This is a genomic window from Syntrophomonas wolfei subsp. methylbutyratica (assembly GCF_001570625.1).
In the GTDB taxonomy this organism is placed as follows: Bacteria; Bacillota; Syntrophomonadia; order Syntrophomonadales; family Syntrophomonadaceae; genus Syntrophomonas; species Syntrophomonas methylbutyratica.
In genome coordinates this window covers 121,682-137,976 of the sequence record NZ_BBQT01000002.1, presented here as the reverse complement: position 1 = coordinate 137,976, position 16,295 = coordinate 121,682, and the positions used below count along the sequence as shown (strand labels likewise).

General features: G+C 47.3%; 15 protein-coding genes. 10 read left to right on the top strand and 5 right to left on the bottom strand.

What is annotated here, in order from left to right; genetic code table 11:
* Positions 1 to 140: 140 nt before the first annotated feature.
* The 4 genes from AWB54_RS02320 to AWB54_RS02305 all read right to left on the bottom strand — a co-directional run bounded on the left by AWB54_RS02320 (position 141) and on the right by AWB54_RS02305 (position 4,733).
* Positions 141 to 1,484 carry an acetyl-CoA hydrolase/transferase C-terminal domain-containing protein gene (locus AWB54_RS02320; protein ID WP_061213031.1) on the bottom strand — a complete coding sequence of 448 codons (1,344 nt, stop codon included), beginning with the start codon at positions 1,482 to 1,484 and terminating at the stop codon, positions 141 to 143.
* A gap of 186 nt (positions 1,485 to 1,670) precedes the next feature.
* The gene (cls, locus tag AWB54_RS02315) at positions 1,671 to 3,128 is read right to left on the bottom strand and encodes a cardiolipin synthase (RefSeq protein ID WP_061213030.1); all 1,458 of its coding nucleotides are present in this window, start codon (positions 3,126 to 3,128) and stop codon (positions 1,671 to 1,673) included.
* 534 nt (positions 3,129 to 3,662) lie between these two features.
* Positions 3,663 to 4,496, bottom strand: a complete 834-nt coding sequence (locus AWB54_RS02310) for an amino acid kinase family protein (RefSeq protein ID WP_061213029.1) — start codon at positions 4,494 to 4,496, stop codon at positions 3,663 to 3,665.
* Positions 4,497 to 4,514: 18 nt separating this feature from the next.
* Positions 4,515 to 4,733 (bottom strand): hypothetical protein, encoded by a 219-nt coding sequence (locus AWB54_RS02305; protein ID WP_061213028.1) that lies wholly within the window; start codon positions 4,731 to 4,733, stop codon positions 4,515 to 4,517.
* Positions 4,734 to 4,931: 198 nt separating this feature from the next.
* Between AWB54_RS02305 and AWB54_RS02300 the strand changes: the two genes are divergently transcribed.
* From AWB54_RS02300 to AWB54_RS02255, 10 genes are all read left to right on the top strand, one after another.
* Positions 4,932 to 5,489 (top strand): RNA polymerase sigma factor, encoded by a 558-nt coding sequence (locus AWB54_RS02300; RefSeq protein WP_160328893.1) that lies wholly within the window; start codon positions 4,932 to 4,934, stop codon positions 5,487 to 5,489.
* On the top strand, positions 5,486 to 5,965 hold the full coding sequence (locus AWB54_RS02295; protein WP_061213026.1) for a hypothetical protein: 480 nt from the start codon (positions 5,486 to 5,488) through the stop codon (positions 5,963 to 5,965). Before AWB54_RS02300 ends, AWB54_RS02295 begins: the two co-directional genes overlap by 4 nt.
* Positions 5,965 to 6,882, top strand: coding sequence for a hypothetical protein (locus tag AWB54_RS02290; protein WP_061213025.1), 918 nt, complete (start codon positions 5,965 to 5,967; stop codon positions 6,880 to 6,882). The genes AWB54_RS02295 and AWB54_RS02290 overlap by 1 nt, the downstream gene beginning before the upstream one ends.
* Positions 6,879 to 7,844: a DUF5668 domain-containing protein gene (locus AWB54_RS02285; protein WP_061213024.1), complete on the top strand. Its 966-nt coding sequence runs from the start codon at positions 6,879 to 6,881 to the stop codon at positions 7,842 to 7,844. The genes AWB54_RS02290 and AWB54_RS02285 overlap by 4 nt, the downstream gene beginning before the upstream one ends.
* Positions 7,845 to 8,448: 604 nt before the next feature.
* Positions 8,449 to 9,729, top strand: a complete 1,281-nt coding sequence (locus AWB54_RS02280; protein WP_235811064.1) for an efflux RND transporter periplasmic adaptor subunit — start codon at positions 8,449 to 8,451, stop codon at positions 9,727 to 9,729.
* Positions 9,722 to 10,456 carry an ABC transporter ATP-binding protein gene (locus AWB54_RS02275; RefSeq protein WP_061213022.1) on the top strand — a complete coding sequence of 245 codons (735 nt, stop codon included), beginning with the start codon at positions 9,722 to 9,724 and terminating at the stop codon, positions 10,454 to 10,456. The genes AWB54_RS02280 and AWB54_RS02275 overlap by 8 nt, the downstream gene beginning before the upstream one ends.
* Positions 10,453 to 11,637 (top strand): ABC transporter permease, encoded by a 1,185-nt coding sequence (locus tag AWB54_RS02270; protein WP_061213021.1) that lies wholly within the window; start codon positions 10,453 to 10,455, stop codon positions 11,635 to 11,637. Before AWB54_RS02275 ends, AWB54_RS02270 begins: the two co-directional genes overlap by 4 nt.
* Before the next feature lie 289 nt (positions 11,638 to 11,926).
* Positions 11,927 to 12,574 carry a TetR/AcrR family transcriptional regulator gene (locus AWB54_RS02265; RefSeq protein WP_235811063.1) on the top strand — a complete coding sequence of 216 codons (648 nt, stop codon included), beginning with the start codon at positions 11,927 to 11,929 and terminating at the stop codon, positions 12,572 to 12,574.
* Positions 12,575 to 12,718: 144 nt separating this feature from the next.
* Entirely contained in the window at positions 12,719 to 13,294 is a 576-nt protein-coding gene (locus AWB54_RS02260; protein WP_061213019.1) for a nitroreductase family protein, read from the top strand.
* Positions 13,295 to 13,899: 605 nt separating this feature from the next.
* Entirely contained in the window at positions 13,900 to 14,127 is a 228-nt protein-coding gene (locus AWB54_RS02255) for a hypothetical protein (protein WP_061213018.1), read from the top strand.
* 224 nt (positions 14,128 to 14,351) lie between these two features.
* On the opposite strand, the gene AWB54_RS02250 is transcribed toward AWB54_RS02255, so the two are convergent.
* A complete protein-coding gene (locus tag AWB54_RS02250) occupies positions 14,352 to 16,106 on the bottom strand; it encodes a glutamine--tRNA ligase/YqeY domain fusion protein (protein ID WP_061213017.1) in 1,755 nt (584 codons plus the stop codon).
* Positions 16,107 to 16,295: the final 189 nt, after the last annotated feature.

Here is a 16,295-nt window from a genome sequence, read left to right as displayed (position 1 = left end):
TCCATTGAATAATTTGTTTTACGAACTAACCCCTCATAGCCTGGGGCTACAGCCACCGATAAAAAGTGCTCTTCCGTCTTCCGTTATTCTATCCCTATTATAAGTCTTAAGCGAAAGCAATGGGCATTTTTCTTTTTAACCTATAACCTGTTCGTTCTACGCCAGATACCCTGAACCTCAGCATCCTTAATCAGTTGGTCCCTGAAATCCGGGTGAGCAATATTGATTAAGCCTTCAGCTCTTTGCCAGACTGTTTTACCCTTCAATTCGCATTTACCATATTCACTTACAATAAAATGGGCTACCGTTCGGGGATCGGTTACGATGGCTCCCGGGGTAAGGGTTGGAACTATGGTTGATTTTATTTCACCGTTTCCTTCGCTTTTGGTTGATGGCAAACAGATAAAGGATTTGCCGCCTCTGGATTCATAAGCAGCCAGAACAAAATCCAATTGCCCCCCGGTTCCGCTAATTATTCTGGTACCTGTCGACTCCGAGCAAACCTGCCCGTACAGGTCAACCTCTATCGCATTATTTATGGAAATCAAATTATCATTCCGGGAAGCAATCGCTATATTATTGGTATAATTAACCGGATACGAAGCACAAAGAGGATTATCATTAATAAAATCATATAGTCTCTGGCTGCCTACAGCAAAGGTATATACCAATTTCTCCGGGTCAATCTGTTTTTTGCTGCCGCTTAGCCTTCCCGCCTCATACATATCCACAAAAGCATCTACCAGCATCTCGCTGTGGCATCCCAGATCCTTAAGCTCAGATTCAGCAATCATTTTTCCTACAGCATTGGGCATACCTCCGATACCCAATTGCAAACAACAGCCATCTCTCATTTCTTCCAGTATATGCCCGGCAGCCTTTCTGTCCACCTCGGTTGGCGGTGATTCAGCCAGTTGCGGCAAAGGAGGGTTCTTTCCTTCAACTATGTAATCCACCTTGGAGATATGGATCGACTCTTCATATCCCCCCAAGCAACGGGGTTGATTTTCGTTTACTTCCAGGATAAGTATTTTTGCCGTATCACATAAAGCCTTGCAATGTGAAGTTTGGGGTCCGAAATTGAAAAAACCGTGATTATCCATAGGAGCAACCTGCATCATAGCAACATCAATAGTTTTTATATGTTCCCTGACAAAGCGCGGAAGCTCAGAATATCTCATGGGAGCATAATATACCGGTCTTCCTCCCGCTGCCACGCGACGATCCTGAGCCGATAAATGCCAGGTATTCCAGATAAAAGTTTCTCCCCGAGGGTCAACCCGGAAAATTTCCGGCAAATAAAAGCTGCACTGGCTCCATATCTTGATATCCTCTAACTCGTCTTTTCTTTTTACCAGGGCCTGGTCCAAAGCAATAACCTGGCCGCAAAGCGGGCCATAATCTATCCAATCCCCGGATTTTATCACTTTAACTGCTTCATCGGCTGAAACCAGCTTCCTTCGGTATTCATCTCCATAGTTCAATAACTCCACCCCTCCTGATAATGAAATTTAATACTGACGCCAACGCCAAAAATCTTAAATCTTGTTATTTATCTTCTTACTAACCCCCATGCCCGCAACAACCCCTCGCCCCTCATACCTTGCCCCTCGTTCCTCACTTTTCTTAGCTATAGAATAATAGATAAGCCTTAAATATGCTACACCCATTTAAAGCAATGGGGAGAGCAGGCGGGAAACAGCCTCCTTCATCCGCGCGTACACTGGCCGGGCCCGGTATATTTGCATAGTAATCTCCTGAGAATTCTGGATATCCCGGAAGAAGGCCGCTTGCAGGTTGCGGCTTACCCTTTCGTCATAAATAAAAGCATTAACTTCAAAATTAAGGTGAAAGCTGCGTATATCCATGTTTGATGTTCCCACCGTGCTGGCATAGCCATCAATCATCATGACCTTGCTATGCAGGAATCTTTCCTCGGAGTAAGCATAACACCTGACCCCTGCTTCCAGCAGTTCCCCAACATAAGAAAGATTAGCCCAGTGTACAATAAGGTGATCTGCCTTGCCCGGTATCATCAAACGCACATCCAGCCCGGATAATGCAGCAATTTTCAAGGCAGCGAGAATACTCTCATCCGGGATAAAATAGGGGGTCTGAATGTAGATATTCTGCCGGGCGCTACCAATCATTTTCAGGAAGCCATCTTTAATGGAACTCCATTTGGAATCAGGTCCACTGGATACGATCTGCACTCCGGTATTGCCCTGGGGGGCACGCTGGGGAAAAAAGTCTTCCCGCATCTGAAAGTCATGGTTGCAAGCATAACGCCAATCCAGGAGGAAGCGTAAGTGTAGGCCATCCAGAGCGGTTCCACGAATGCGCAGGTGGGTATCCCGCCAGTAGCCAAACTCTTTTGACAGACCCAGGTATTCATCACCTATATTAAAACCACCGGTATAGCCTTCTTCGCCGTCAATAATACATATTTTCCTGTGGTTGCGGTAGTTCATCCGTAGATTTACAAAAGGAAAGAATGGCGGTAAAAAGCTGGCAACCTCTCCCCCTGCTTGCAGAAGCGGCTGGAAAAAGCGGCGGGGCAGGCGAATACAGCCCATTCCATCATACAGCAGCCTCACTTCTACTCCTTCCGCAGCTTTGCGGCTGAGAATATCTCGAAGGCTCCGACCGGTAGCATCATTTTGAATAATATAGTATTCCAGGTGTATATATTTTTTCGCCCGTTGAATGCTTGCGCTCATAGCCTGAAAAAGTTCCTGACCATCGTTGAATATATCCACCTTATTATTCTGGCTGAAGAGGGATTGGCTGCTATTCAGGTGCAGGTGAATAATGTCCCGGTATTCGCTGCTGCGAGGGTTTAAGAAAAGCATCTGATTGTTATGCAAATATTTATCCTGTTGCTCTAATTTAGGAAAGAAGCTCTCTTCCTCTTCTTTTTTAAGATAGAACAACTTCTTCTTACGCAAGTCCTGGCCCAGGAAGAGATAAAGTACTAATCCCAGAACCGGCATTAAAAACAAAACCAGGAGCCAGGTCAGGGTAACAGTAGGATTACGCCGCTCATAAAATATTATCCCTATGGCAATGAGTATATTTAAAATATATAGATAATCCAATAACTGCCAGAGCAAATCAGCGTTAAGCATAAATCCTCCACCTTATAATAAGGCAAAATATGTCCCCCGCATCCATAATAGTGAGCGAAGCGAACATCAGTGGTGCCCGCAGGGTGCATCCATAATAGTGAGCGAAGCGAACATCAGTGGTGCCCGCAGGGTGCATCCATAATAGTGAGCGAAGCGAACATCAGTGGTGCCCGCAGGGTGCTTCTTTAAGCGGTCGGGTTCCTATTAACAAAAAAACAGGCGGCGGGTTCTAATCACCCGCCTCGTTGCAGCGGTGTGTTGAAATAACTTTCATGGGTGGTTTTTCCTGCCACCCTAATTTAGGAGCTTTGTTTTTATTTAATGTTGCAGATAGGGGAATTGTACCATAGGATTATACTGATGTTCGGTAAAAGCCCGCTATCCTTCTTGCCGGCTTTTGCCAGTTATTAAACCGGAGCCTTCTATATTGAGTATTTCCACAAAAAAGTGGCCCTTCCTTCTGTCTGGGAATAATTAGAAAGAAAAAGCCCTGTCAGGACAGAGCTCTTAATTGCTTTTCACAAGAAAATTTTCTTAGATGTCTTTATAAATAATTGTACCGATATGCTCACCGTTTAAGGCCCGACTAAGATTGCCCTCTTTTAAACCATTGATTATCTGAATCTCTTTAACGCTTTGGGAGCGAACGAGCATCTCCAGTACCGCTCTTTCTACAACCAAATCCTCCAGATCTTTATTCAGTAATTCCTGGGCTCCTATACGAGGGATAAATTCGGCCTTCTTATTTACCTTGGGGTTGTCGCTAAACAGTCCCTCTTCATCCTTAATAAAAATGCACTGTCTGGCCCCAATGACCTCAGCTAAAAGATAGGCCCCCACATCGGTACGGTTGGGGGGGATACGCCCTTCCCGGGGCAGATGCTCCCAGTAGCCATAGGGAGGCATCCCGTGAATTACTGGAATACAGCCTTGCATGAAAAAGGCTGCCAGCTTGGGGATGTCGTCATGACCTACTTTAATCCCCCCATAGGGGCTTAAAAGGGTGGAAATCATCAAGGAGTTTTGCTCGGATACGCTCTGCCCCAGCTTGGAGATTATCCCCGTAGGCATACCCAGTTCCATAGCAATGGCATAAACATGTCGCGAGCGGGTACCTCCGCCGGTAGAAATAATCATCTTGTGCTTACGGGCATTTTCAACTATTTCCTTGATCAGCGGCAAAACCGCCCGGGCCCCCCGGTCAGTTATGCTCTGTCCTCCCATTTTTACCACATTGACATTGGGCAAAGCCCGAAATTGTTCCCCGTACTCCAGGCTCTTCAAAAAGCCCTTGCCCACCAGGGATTCGCCCATGAGCTTGCTTTTAACATGCAGCCTTTTACTGTCTCTTTCTCTAATTAGAGGCATATTCTCTTTGCCCCCTCTTTAATCTTCTTCATCATCCAGCTCTTCATCTTTCCCGGCCTGAAGATAGACTACTTCACCGTCTATTTCCCGGGCAATCTGCTCAACCTCTATTTTCCGGATATGATTGGAGTAAATCTTAAGGTCTGTCCCCGCCACACCTACCACATTAAAACGAGATTTCTTTTCGCCCTGTTCCACCTTTCTGCGTTCACGAACAAAGATTTTGGCTTTTCCCATCTTTTTCTCCCCTTTTTTTAATTCTTTTATCTATAGTATATATATTATAGATTCATTGTACGCTAACTCCCATATATGAACAATGCCCATTATCTTCCGCGAACCCCTTATGGTAGTTCACCCTTCCATTGAAAATATTTTTTTTTAACTGCAGGGTTTTTTCTTTTTTTATCGTTATTATTAATGGATGGGAAGGGGGTGGTCAAGGTTTGCCCAGATGACCTGCGAATAGAAAGTTTACTGGCCCGGAATCCGCAAGCATTCGAAGAATTGATTAATCAATATAAAGCCTATGTTTTTGCCATCATCCTCCGAATTGTAAGTGATCCGGAGGAGGCCCAGGATATTGCCCAGGAGGTATTTTTGCAGCTTTACCGTTCTCTTCCCGAGCACCAACCTGACCATCTCAAAGCCTGGATAGGGCGAGTTACCACTAATAAGGCCATCGATTGGAAACGCCAGCGAACCCGACAGCTGGCAGTGGTAGAAAGTGATGTGGAAAAGCGAGCAGCACCCGCTGAAATGGAAATGAGTCCCGTGCAAATCCTGCTCCAAGAGGAAAGGGAATCAGCTGTAAAGGAGCTTTGCCGGGGCCTGCCTCCCCCCTACAGCCGGGTAGTATCCAAATACTATTTTGAGAACAAGTCCTACCAAGAGATTGCCCGGGAAGAAGGCATAAGTTTGAAAACCGTAGAGTCCCGCCTCTACCGGGCGCGAAGGCTCTTGCGTGAACGATGGGAGGAGGGAGCGGAATGAAGCATTTCAGCCCGGAGGAATGGCGAACTTATGGAAAAGGATCAGCCAAAGAAAAAGATGTTTTAATGGAAAAACATTTGCTGGATTGTGATGCTTGTTTGCAGTTGTTCCTGGATAGCATAGACGATCAGGCAGTAGAAGAAGCCAGGGCTCTTATCCCCCCTGACTTTACCGCACGAAGCTGTGACTTGCTCAGAGCAAATACCCGGAAGGAAGAGCGCCGCCCGGTTCGCTCCCAAAGGAAGAGGCTGTTAGCCTGCTACGCAGTTGCCGCGGCCATTACTATCATGCTTAGCGGTAGCGGAGTATTTCAAACATGGAGCGATACGAGCAGAATGAATTTACATTATAATCCTACAGCACAAACTGTCGGTAAGTATGAAGATATCCTTTTTAACTGGCCGGCCCGCTTGCAGGAAATAAGCAACGGATGGCTCAACAATATGGAAATAGAAAAACATAAGGAGGTTAAATAGTGAAGAAAAAAAGCAAGTTCCTGGTATTTATACTATCGCCGCTTCCTGGCCTCAGCCATCTTTATTTGGGCTGGAGCAGACGGGCCCTGGTCTTTTTCAGCGTTTTCCTGGGGCTTGGTGTGGGAGCTTTGACAATGGAGAACATTAGCTATCGCAGCAGCAGTATGATTGGTCCTCTCATCTTTTTTGTTATAGCCTTGCTCTGGTTTGTAGCCCTGGCTGAAGCCCTGCACCTGGCCGGACGAAATGTTGAACCCGGCCCTGACAGCGATGAAGCCCGGATATTTAATAGCGAAGAGAAGGGTTTACTTTTTATCAGCGACCGTAAGCTGATAGCTTTGGCCTTTTCAGCTATCCCGGGAGCCGGGCATATGTACCTGGGATTAATAAAACAGGGAGCGCAATTGATGGCCGGATTTTTCTTTATACTGCTCCTGTCCAGCTGGTTGAATCTAAACATTTTAGGCTTTGTTATACCGGTTATTTGGTTTTACAGCGTTTTCGATATCTATCACCTGCTGGAAGACGAGGAAAAAGTACAGCTGGAATCCTCTACCCTTTTCGACTGGTTTTCCAACCATCCGGGCTGGCTGGGCTGGGGGTTGATTGCCCTGGGCTTGCTGGTTATTGTACAGCGCATTGCCAGCCCTGCTTTAGCGCAGTTATTAAGTGAAAGTCTGCGCAGTTACATCGAAACTAGCTTTATCGCCTTGATATTGATTGCCGGGGGAATCAAGCTATTGCTGGGCAGCAAAGCGGAAGAGCCCGGCGAGGGAGCAAATGCTATGCCCGCCATACGAATTGAGGCAAAAAAAGCAGACGAAAGTGCTTTCCCAGATAAAACTAATGAAGAGATAGTAATCGAAAATACTTCCAACGTTGAGCTTAATGAAGAAACAAAGGAGGAATTGTCATGAGACAATGGCGGGTAGGAACCTTTTCCATGGGTTTGCTCTTATTCTGCACCGGTATCGGCCTCCTTTACGCCCAATTCCAGCCGACTCCGGTAGTAAGCAGCATCTTGAAATGGTGGCCGGTAATTTTCATTATATTAGGTGTTGAGGTATTGTTGCAGAGCTATCTTAATAAGGGTGAAGAAAGCAGAATCAAATATGATATCTTCAGCATTTTTATAATCTTTTTCATCGTCATGGGCGGTATGGGGCTGCAGGTAGCCAGTAAAGCAGGATTGAGCAACTACATCCAGGAGAATATCAATGCAAAACGTTACATTTTACCGGCTAACCATGAAATCGCCTTGGATAAAGATATTCAGAAAGTAGTTGTTGAAGCTGGTTTCGGCCCGCATTTAAAAGTCAGAACCGGTACGGGAGATTCCATACAATGCCATGCCGAAGCCGAGATAAGAGCCCAATCTGAAGCCCAGGCCCGGCAGCTGCTGCAAGAAAAAACTCCGCTTAATACTCGAAGAAATGGCCATACCCTGTACCTGAACCTGGGTTTCTCCCCGGCCAACAACTGTTATTGTGCAGCTTATTCCTTGATCCTGCCGGAAGGACTGGCGGTGGAAGTGGAGCATGGTGATACCCCCGTGCAAATAACTGCGGGACATATCAGCAATGATTGGCTTATCCGGGGAGATGGGGATTTAAACATTACTCTGGCCCCGCAATCCAATCTAATGCTCTACGCTCTTGTACCCCCCAATCAACAGCTGAAAGGCAACATAAGCTGGACTTCCCCGGAGGGAAAGCCTCTTAAAGTTGATCTTCAAAAAGAAAAGGATTGGCAAGAAGAGTCCCGACCAGGTGAAGAAGCTATTCAAGCTCAAGCCCAACTGGGGGAGGGACGCTACAAGATGACGATTATCCATCAAAGGCATGAAGAGAATGAAATAAGCGTTAACCAGCTTCCCTGAACCAAAATCCATGAAAGTGCGGAAATATTAGAAATATCCTGTAAGTTTGCATAAAATTTATCGTATTAGTAGAATATACTATTCTTTACCAGGAACAAGTGACTGGGGGCAGAATTTTGTGACAAATAATCATCCACTGTAACAATATGACTCCACTGCAAAAAACCCTTTTTGTTGCATAAGGGTTGCATGAATATACAAAGCGCGGGTGAAGGTGAAAGCGGGCGGGCAAAGACCGCCCCTACAATGCCTTGCGGTCGCTAGTTGTTGCGCCTGATTCGGAACGACACGGGGGTCGTTCCCTACACACCCTGCGGTCGCTAGTTGTTGCGCCTGATTCGGAACGACACGGGGGTCGTTCCCTACACTCCCTTCGGTCGCTATTAAGGTTGCTAAGCGGTATATTTATGCGCACTAATGCGTATTTATTACTTTTTGCAGTGACATCAATATTTCATTATTTGGATAATTAAGCTGCCAATTGTCAAAGTAAAAGAGCCCTTTGTGGACCCGTTGATCCTTTGAAAAACCATTTAATTTGGGCGCCAGGCAACCAAGAATGGGCTAAAGAATCGGAACAATAGCATAGATGGAGGTTAAGCTTGTGAAGTTGGAGTTAGAGGGAACGGATTCTAAATGGAAAACAAAAATCAAGAATATCTCGACCCGAAAGAAATGGATTATAGGCATAACGCTGGTATTGTTGATTGCCCTGGGGATATTTTTGGCTACCAGGGGAGAACAACCCTTGCTAGTAGAGATGTCCACCGTACAATTAGAGGATATCGAAAGGACGGTGGTCAGCAATGGCCGTTTGGAGGCTGTTAGGCGGCAGGACTTCTTTACCCCGGTCGACAGCACCTTGATGGAGCTCAAGGTCAAAGCCGGAGACCGGGTTAAAAAGAGCGATGTTTTAGGGCGTTTAGACAGCCTGGAACTGGCCCGCAAGTACAAGAACTCCCTGGCTCTCCTGGCCGCCAGAGAGGCTGAACTGGCTAAAGCCGAGGCAATAAACGATAACCTAAACTTAAAAGAGGCTGAAGCCCAATACCAGAAAGCAAAAAATCACCTGGAACGCATAGAACAATTATATAAAGCGGGTGCCGTAAATATTGAAGAGCAGGAGTCGGCCCGGGCGGAAGAAGCTAAAGCCCAGGCCCTGTACAATGAAGCCAGAATCAAGCTGGAGCAGAAGGCTGCCAGCCGGGAGAAGGCCTCTTTAAAAGCGCAGGTGGAACTGGCGCAGCAGGAAGTGGAGCAAGCTAAAGAACGGCTGGATCTGGCCACTTTCGTGGCTGCTTTTGATGGAGTGGTTATCGCCGTTAACGCCAAGGAGGGCAACCGGGTACTGGAAGGCACTCCGGTGATGGAACTGGGCAGCGAAGACCTGCTCGAAGTTACGGCAACAGTAAATGAAATCGATGCTGGCAGCCTGGAAATAGGACAGGAGGTCAGGATAAGCTGCCTGGCTTTACCCGGGCGGGAATTTCACGGCAAGGTATCCCGGGTGGGAGCAGCGGCCATTATCCAGAAAAACAACAGCGGTGAAGCGGTTAATGTACCTGTTACCATCCAGTTGCATGGTAAAACTGAGGGACTCAAGATCGGCTATACTGTTGACCTTACCATTAGCTTGCGCCAAGAAAAACAGGTTATATCTATACCGGTCGAAGCCATTATGGAGCGTGATGGCAAGAAAAGCGTTTATCTGGTGGAAAATGAAGTGGCCCGGGAGCGCAAGATTAAAAGCAAAATGGGTAATGAGCTGAAAGATATTGTAATATCCGGGCTCAAGGCGGGAGATAAGGTAATAATTAATCCCCCTTCCAGTATAAAAGCGGGGCAGAAGGTTACGGCCAAACCGGCAGGAGCAATAAATGATTAAGATAAATAATCTCAGCAAAACCTATTCCACCGGCGCCTTTACCGTACCGGCATTAAAGGGAATCACCCTGGATATTGCCCCCGGCGAATTCGTGGCCATCACCGGAGCTTCGGGTTCGGGTAAATCCACCATGATGAATCTCCTGGGCTTGCTGGACCGTCCCAGCGAGGGGAGTTACCTGCTGGACGGCATGGATGTATCCAACCTGAATGATGATGACTATGCCCGCTTAAGAAATCGCAAAATCGGTTTTGTTTTTCAAGCTTTTAATCTCCTGCCGCGTTTGACTGCCTTGAAAAATGTAGAGTTATCCATGCTTTATGCAGGCACAAAGCACGAAGAGCGCCGGAAGAGAGCGGTGGAAGTCTTGACCCTACTGGGCCTGGAAGACCGGCTGCATCATTTTCCCAATGAATTGTCCGGGGGGCAGAACCAGCGGGTGGCCATCGCCCGGGCTCTGATCAACAACCCGGCCATAATCCTGGCTGACGAGCCTACCGGAGCCCTGGATAGCCAGACCGGCCTGGAGATAATGAGCATATTTCAAGAATTAAACCGCCAGGGAACCACCATAGTTCTGGTTACTCACGAATTAAACATTGCCCGGCACTCCCGGCGCATACTTCGTATGGCTGACGGCTTGATAATAAACGATGAGGAAATAGCCCGGCCCCTTGATGCCCATAACGAAATCCAGGCACTCCGGGAAAAGGGGGGCAGGGCATGAATATCGGGGAACTGATTCTGGTCGCCATTGAGAGTATAAAAAGCAATAAACTAAGATCCTTTCTTACCACCCTGGGAATTGTTATCGGCATTGCCGCGGTAATTGCCGTGGTGGGCATCGGGCAGGGCGGCCGGGCCATGTTGATGCAGGAAATGGAGAAATTCGGCACCAATATGTTCGGCATCTGGGTAAATTACCGGGATGGTGAAAGCTTCCGCCTGGACGACCTGCAGATTAATGATATAACAGTTATCAAGGAAAATGTCCCCCAGGTGAAATACCTGGCTCCGGCAAGCTATGGCCAGATGCAGTTAAGGGGCAGCAAGGGCCATAAATCCGTACAGGTGATAGGCACCACTGCCGACTATGCCCAGGTTAGAAACCTGGAAACCGTCTGGGGCAGGTTCATCCGTGATGATGATGCGGCAGTAGGCAGAAGGGTTATTGTGCTTGATGAAAGAACCGCCTTAAAGCTTTTTGGGCCTGGCAACCCGGTGGGTAAAAAGGTAATGCTCATGAGCAATTCGGCAGTAGTAGTGGGGGTAATAAAAAGCGACAGTTCCATGCTGGGCTTTAATTCCCAGCAAATAGCCTATCTGCCCTGGTCATTTTTAAGCCGGCTTAACGGCTGGGAAGTAATCCATGAATTGCAGGGCAGCGCCAGCAGCAAAGAAGAGGTCGAAGCAGCCATGAACCTGAGCAAGAAGATCCTGGAAAGAAGGCATCATGCCCCCAATCATTACTATGCCTACAGTCTGGAACAGGAGATGGAGTCGGCTAACAAAGTAACGGGGATTATGACCCTTATTATCGGCTGTATAGCAGGCATATCCTTGCTGGTGGGGGGAATCGGGGTAATGAACATAATGCTGGTATCAGTAACCGAGCGCACCCGCGAAATAGGCATTAGAATGGCCCTGGGCGCCCGCCGCAAGGACATCCTGGTGCAATTTATCATTGAATCAATTGTCCTCTGCCTCCTGGGGGGGTTCATTGGCATAATTCTGGGATATGGCGGGGCTTTGCTGGTAGCCCGGCTGGCCAAGTGGCCGCCGCTGGTTTCCGGATGGACGGTATTGCTGGCCGTGGGGTTTTCCGTAGCGGTCGGCCTGTTCTTCGGCATTTACCCGGCCAATAAAGCCTCCAAAATGGACCCCATCGAAGCCCTGAGGAGAGATTAATTCGAAAAGCTCAATCTATCATAAAAACCATAAACAGTGGTTTGTTATCTGCCAGATATTAAGCTCAGCTCCACCCTCTCCAGGGTTTTGCTGAGCTCTTTATTTTTTTGTCGAAGAAGCGTCTCCTGGCTAACTGTGCCCGCCTCTATGCTTTTTTTGCGCTTTGGCTCAGGAGCCGCGTAGGGATATCCTCCCACATTCTGCCCAAGCTACAGCTTATCCTGTTTAAGCCAACTGCATTTCCGCACTTTTTCTCTTGACTACTAAAGAGAATGGAGTTATACTTTTGGTGAACGTACGTACACTCACTAAAGGAGGGGTGGAAGTGCCACTACCTGAATTCAAGCAAGACAAAGAAAAACGCCAAATATTCCTGGAATGCGCAATGCATCTGTTTGTCGAGAAGGGTTATTATAATACGGCCATTCGCGACATTATTGCCAGATCGGGTTTCGGAACAGGCACATTTTATAACTACTTCATTGACAAGGAAGATGTCTTAAAGGCGCTTTTAGAAGAGTTTGCCGAACGAATTATTAAACAATTCTCTGAATACTGGACAAAAGAACAAGACCTTTATAAAAGATTTGTTGAGACCAAGCGAATTACCATGGAATTATTTGCCGAAAACGAAGCCCTGTCGGAAATATATAGCAGAGTTGCAGGAGCAAGTGACCCTATTGATCAATGTATAAAGCAATTTGAAGATAAATTAATTGAATTCTATTCAAATAATATCGAGTTTGGTATACAGAAAGGTGTTTTTAATAAAGTTTGGATTTCCCCCCTGGCTCATTCTATCCTGGCTACGGAGAAATTCCTTTTGTATAAGTGGGTCGTTCTAAAGACCATATCAAAACAAGAGATGATTGAAATGGTCGTATCTTTCCATGAAACACTGGCTAAAGGATTATTAAAAAAGCCAGAAGAATTCTGAACAAGACGGTAAAAGGGTTGTTTGTTTTCTTGAGTGAACGTACGTACATTCAGAGCCATAGCTGGGATGTAGGCTGGCATATGGGTTAGTTGGTTTATGTTACATCTGCAGCTGCGGTATCAAACTATTTCGGGGAGGATGATTATGGAAACAAAAGATGCCATTATCGGTAGAAGAAGTGTGCGAAGGTATACAGACCAATCCTTAAACGACTCGGATGTTCAGGACATAATTACAGCCGGCTTATATGCTCCCTCGGCCATAGATCTTCAACCATGGTACTTTGTCGTGATTAAGAGTACGGAAAAACTTGAAGAATTCCGTACTTTCATGAGCGATGTATATGATGAATTTGAACCTGTGCTAAATGAACGTTTTGCCAATCACCCTGCGACTATCGCCGAAACAAAGGTATTTCTAAACAGCCTGGGGGGCGCACAGTGTTGCATTCTCGCCTTTATGTTAAAACAAGATTATCCTGACAAGAAAAGTGTCATTGAGGGCGTAAGCGCCGCAGTCCAGAATATGCTCTTAGCGGCTTATGACATGGGCATCGGTTCCTGCTGGATGACTGCGCCCATGCGCGCGGGAATGGATGAAGAATTACGCCGCAAATATGCAGCTGAACATGGTGAGTTTATTGCAGCTGTAACTTTCGGCTATCCTGCCTACACACCAAAAGCTCCCCAAAGAAAGGAAGGCAGGTATGTAATAATCTGAATTATGGTTCTACTGCAAAAACCCCTTTTTGTTGCATAAGGGTTGCATAAATATACAAAGCGAGCGTTGGCGAAGCATGGATGCAACACCCGGCGAAGGCGAACAGGCGAAAGGGGGCGAGCGACAGGAGGTCGCGAGAGCGCTTCACCCTTCGGGTACGCCTGGTGTTCCGCCCTGGAGGGTGTCACTATTAAGGTTGCCTCCCATGGACGGGAGATTAGCACGGTACCCCTTGAGCCGCGAGATAAGCCGTAGGTGTTGCCCATGCGTAGCGCCCTGTCGGGCACAACTGATGCTCCCTTCGGTCGCTATTAAGGACGCTGGAGCGGAATATTTACGCAAGCGAATGCATAATTATTACTTTTTGCAGCGGAATCAATATCTGCAAGAAGTTAAGATACTTTATATCTACGGATTGCTGTCAACGTCAAGTGTTCTATATTGACATAATTCTGCCCTTGTTATATTGCTTGTACCTTGAGGCTGATCTTATTCGGAAAGGGACTAGAAGGGGGTGAAAATTAAATTTTATATAATCCGGACGTTTTGATAATAGGCAAAATTATTGAGTCGCTTGGACTGAAAGGAATGAAAGGAAGGTTGCTATGAGCAAAACAGATAACCACAAAGTAATAATTCCGGTATTACAGAAGCTTGAAGTCGATGATAATTGGAGCGTAGAAATTCCGTTTGATTTACGGGATAAGTTCTCACCCAACCAGACCAAGTGGGTAGATGTCTATTTTAGTTTCGCCAATGAAGATGACCTATTTGACGCACTCATAGATGCTTTAATCCACGAGGGCACGTTGATCGTTCCCAACCCTGAATAATACAATATATTGAATACCAGGGAACTGCTCCGATGGATGCCGCTGCAAGCGGTAATATACTATGTCCCTTATCCTGCCAGCTTAATTAAGGCTCAATCTATCATAAAAACCATAAACAGTGGTTTGTTATCTGAGATATTAAGCTCAGCTCCACCCTATCCAGGGTTTTGCTGAGCTCTTTATTTTTTGTCGAAGAAGCGTCCCCTGACTTACTGTACCCGCCTCTACATCTTTTTTTGCGCTTTGGCCCAGGAGTCGCGCAGGGAGACAATGCGGTTTATAAACAATCGCCCCTCCTTGGAATCAACGGGATCAATATAGAAATAACCCTGGCGCAGGAACTGGAAGCGGCTTCCCGGAGCCGCCTCCCTGATACTGGGCTCCAGCATACAGGAGGATAATCGCAGCAGCGAATCAGGGTTCAATTGCTCCTTATAATCCCCTTCCATTTCGTCCGGATTTTCGTGCAAAAAGAGCTGCTCGTAAAGCCGGACTTCAGCCGCTACGGCATGAGCAGCAGACACCCAGTGGGAAGTCCCTTTGACCTTGCGACCGCTGTTGGGGCCGCCGCTGCGGGAATCCGGGTCATAACTGCAGTGCAGCTCGATTATTTCCCCAGTTCTTTCGTCCTTTATCACTTCTTCACACTTAATAATGTAGGCGCTTTTCAGCCGGATCTCCCCGCCTGGCCGCAGGCGGAAGAATTTCTTCGGCGGGTCTTCCATAAAGTCTTCCTGCTCGATATATATTTCCCGGGAAAAGGGTATTTGCCGGCTGCCCATGGCCGGATTCTCCTGGTTATTCTCTGTTTCCAGCCATTCTACCTGTTCCGCGGGATAGTTGTCTATTATCACCCGCAAAGGCCGGAGCACAGCCATTATCCGGGGTGCCCGGATATTTAAATCCTCCCGGATGCAATGTTCCAGAAGAGCAATATCCACCATGCTGTTCCTTTTGGCCACACCGATGCGCTCGCAGAAGTCGCGTATGGATTCCGCCGTGTAGCCCCGCCGCCGCAGCCCGGAAATAGTCGGCATGCGCGGGTCGTCCCAACCCTCAATATAACCCTCTTCCACCAGTTCCCGGAGCTTGCGCTTGCTCATAACCGTGTAGCTCAAGTTAAGACGGGCAAATTCAATCTGCTGCGGACGTCCCTCGACTTTCCGCGGGTATGCTTCCAAGGGCAGCGCATCCAAGACCCAGTCATATAGAGGCCGGTGGTCGGCAAATTCCAGCGTACAGACCGAATGGGTTATATTTTCAAAAGCATCGGAGAGGGGATGGGCATAATCATACATGGGATAGATGCACCAATTGTCCCCGCTGCGATGATGGGTGGCGCGCAAAATTCGGTAGAGTACCGGGTCGCGCATATTCAAGTTGGGCGAAGCCATGTCTATACGGGCGCGAAGCACGCGGGAACCATCAGCGAATTCCCCCGACCGCATACGGGCAAAAAGCTCCAGGTTTTCTTCCACCGAACGATTGCGGTAAGGGCTTTCTTTGCCCGCTTCCGTCAGCGTACCCCGGTAGTCTCTGATTTCCTGGGCACTCAAATCACAGACATAAGCCTTGCCGGCTTTTATCAGGCCGATTGCATACTGGTAAAGGTCTTCAAAGTAATCGGAAGCATAGAAAAGGCGGTCCTCCCAATCAAACCCCAGCCAGCGGACATCTTCTTGAATTGATTCCACATATTCCAGCTCTTCCTTGCTGGGGTTGGTATCATCAAAGCGCAGGTTGGTAATGCCCCCATTGGCCGCCGCCAGGCCGAAATTCAGGCAAATGGACTTGGCATGTCCGATATGGAGGTAGCCGTTGGGCTCGGGAGGAAAGCGCGTATGTACCCGGCCCCCGTTCTTGCCTGCCTTCAAGTCTTCGCTGATGATATTTTGGATAAAATTAACCGGCCGGGCGGCAATATTTTCCGCCGCCGGAGTCTTCTCCTTATTTTCCTTGATATTGCTTTTATCTTCCATCTGCACCATCCTCCCTCAAAAAGGCTTCCTGCTCTACCATATCCGGAACAGCTTGCCCTATATTTCTCATTAACTTAAAGCATTGGAAGAAACTGCGGAGCAGTTTCTTCACAGCGCTCTTAACAATTATATCCCCTGCTCACCTGCCAATCAACTTTTCAACCATTCTTCCAGCCTGGCCCAACCCTT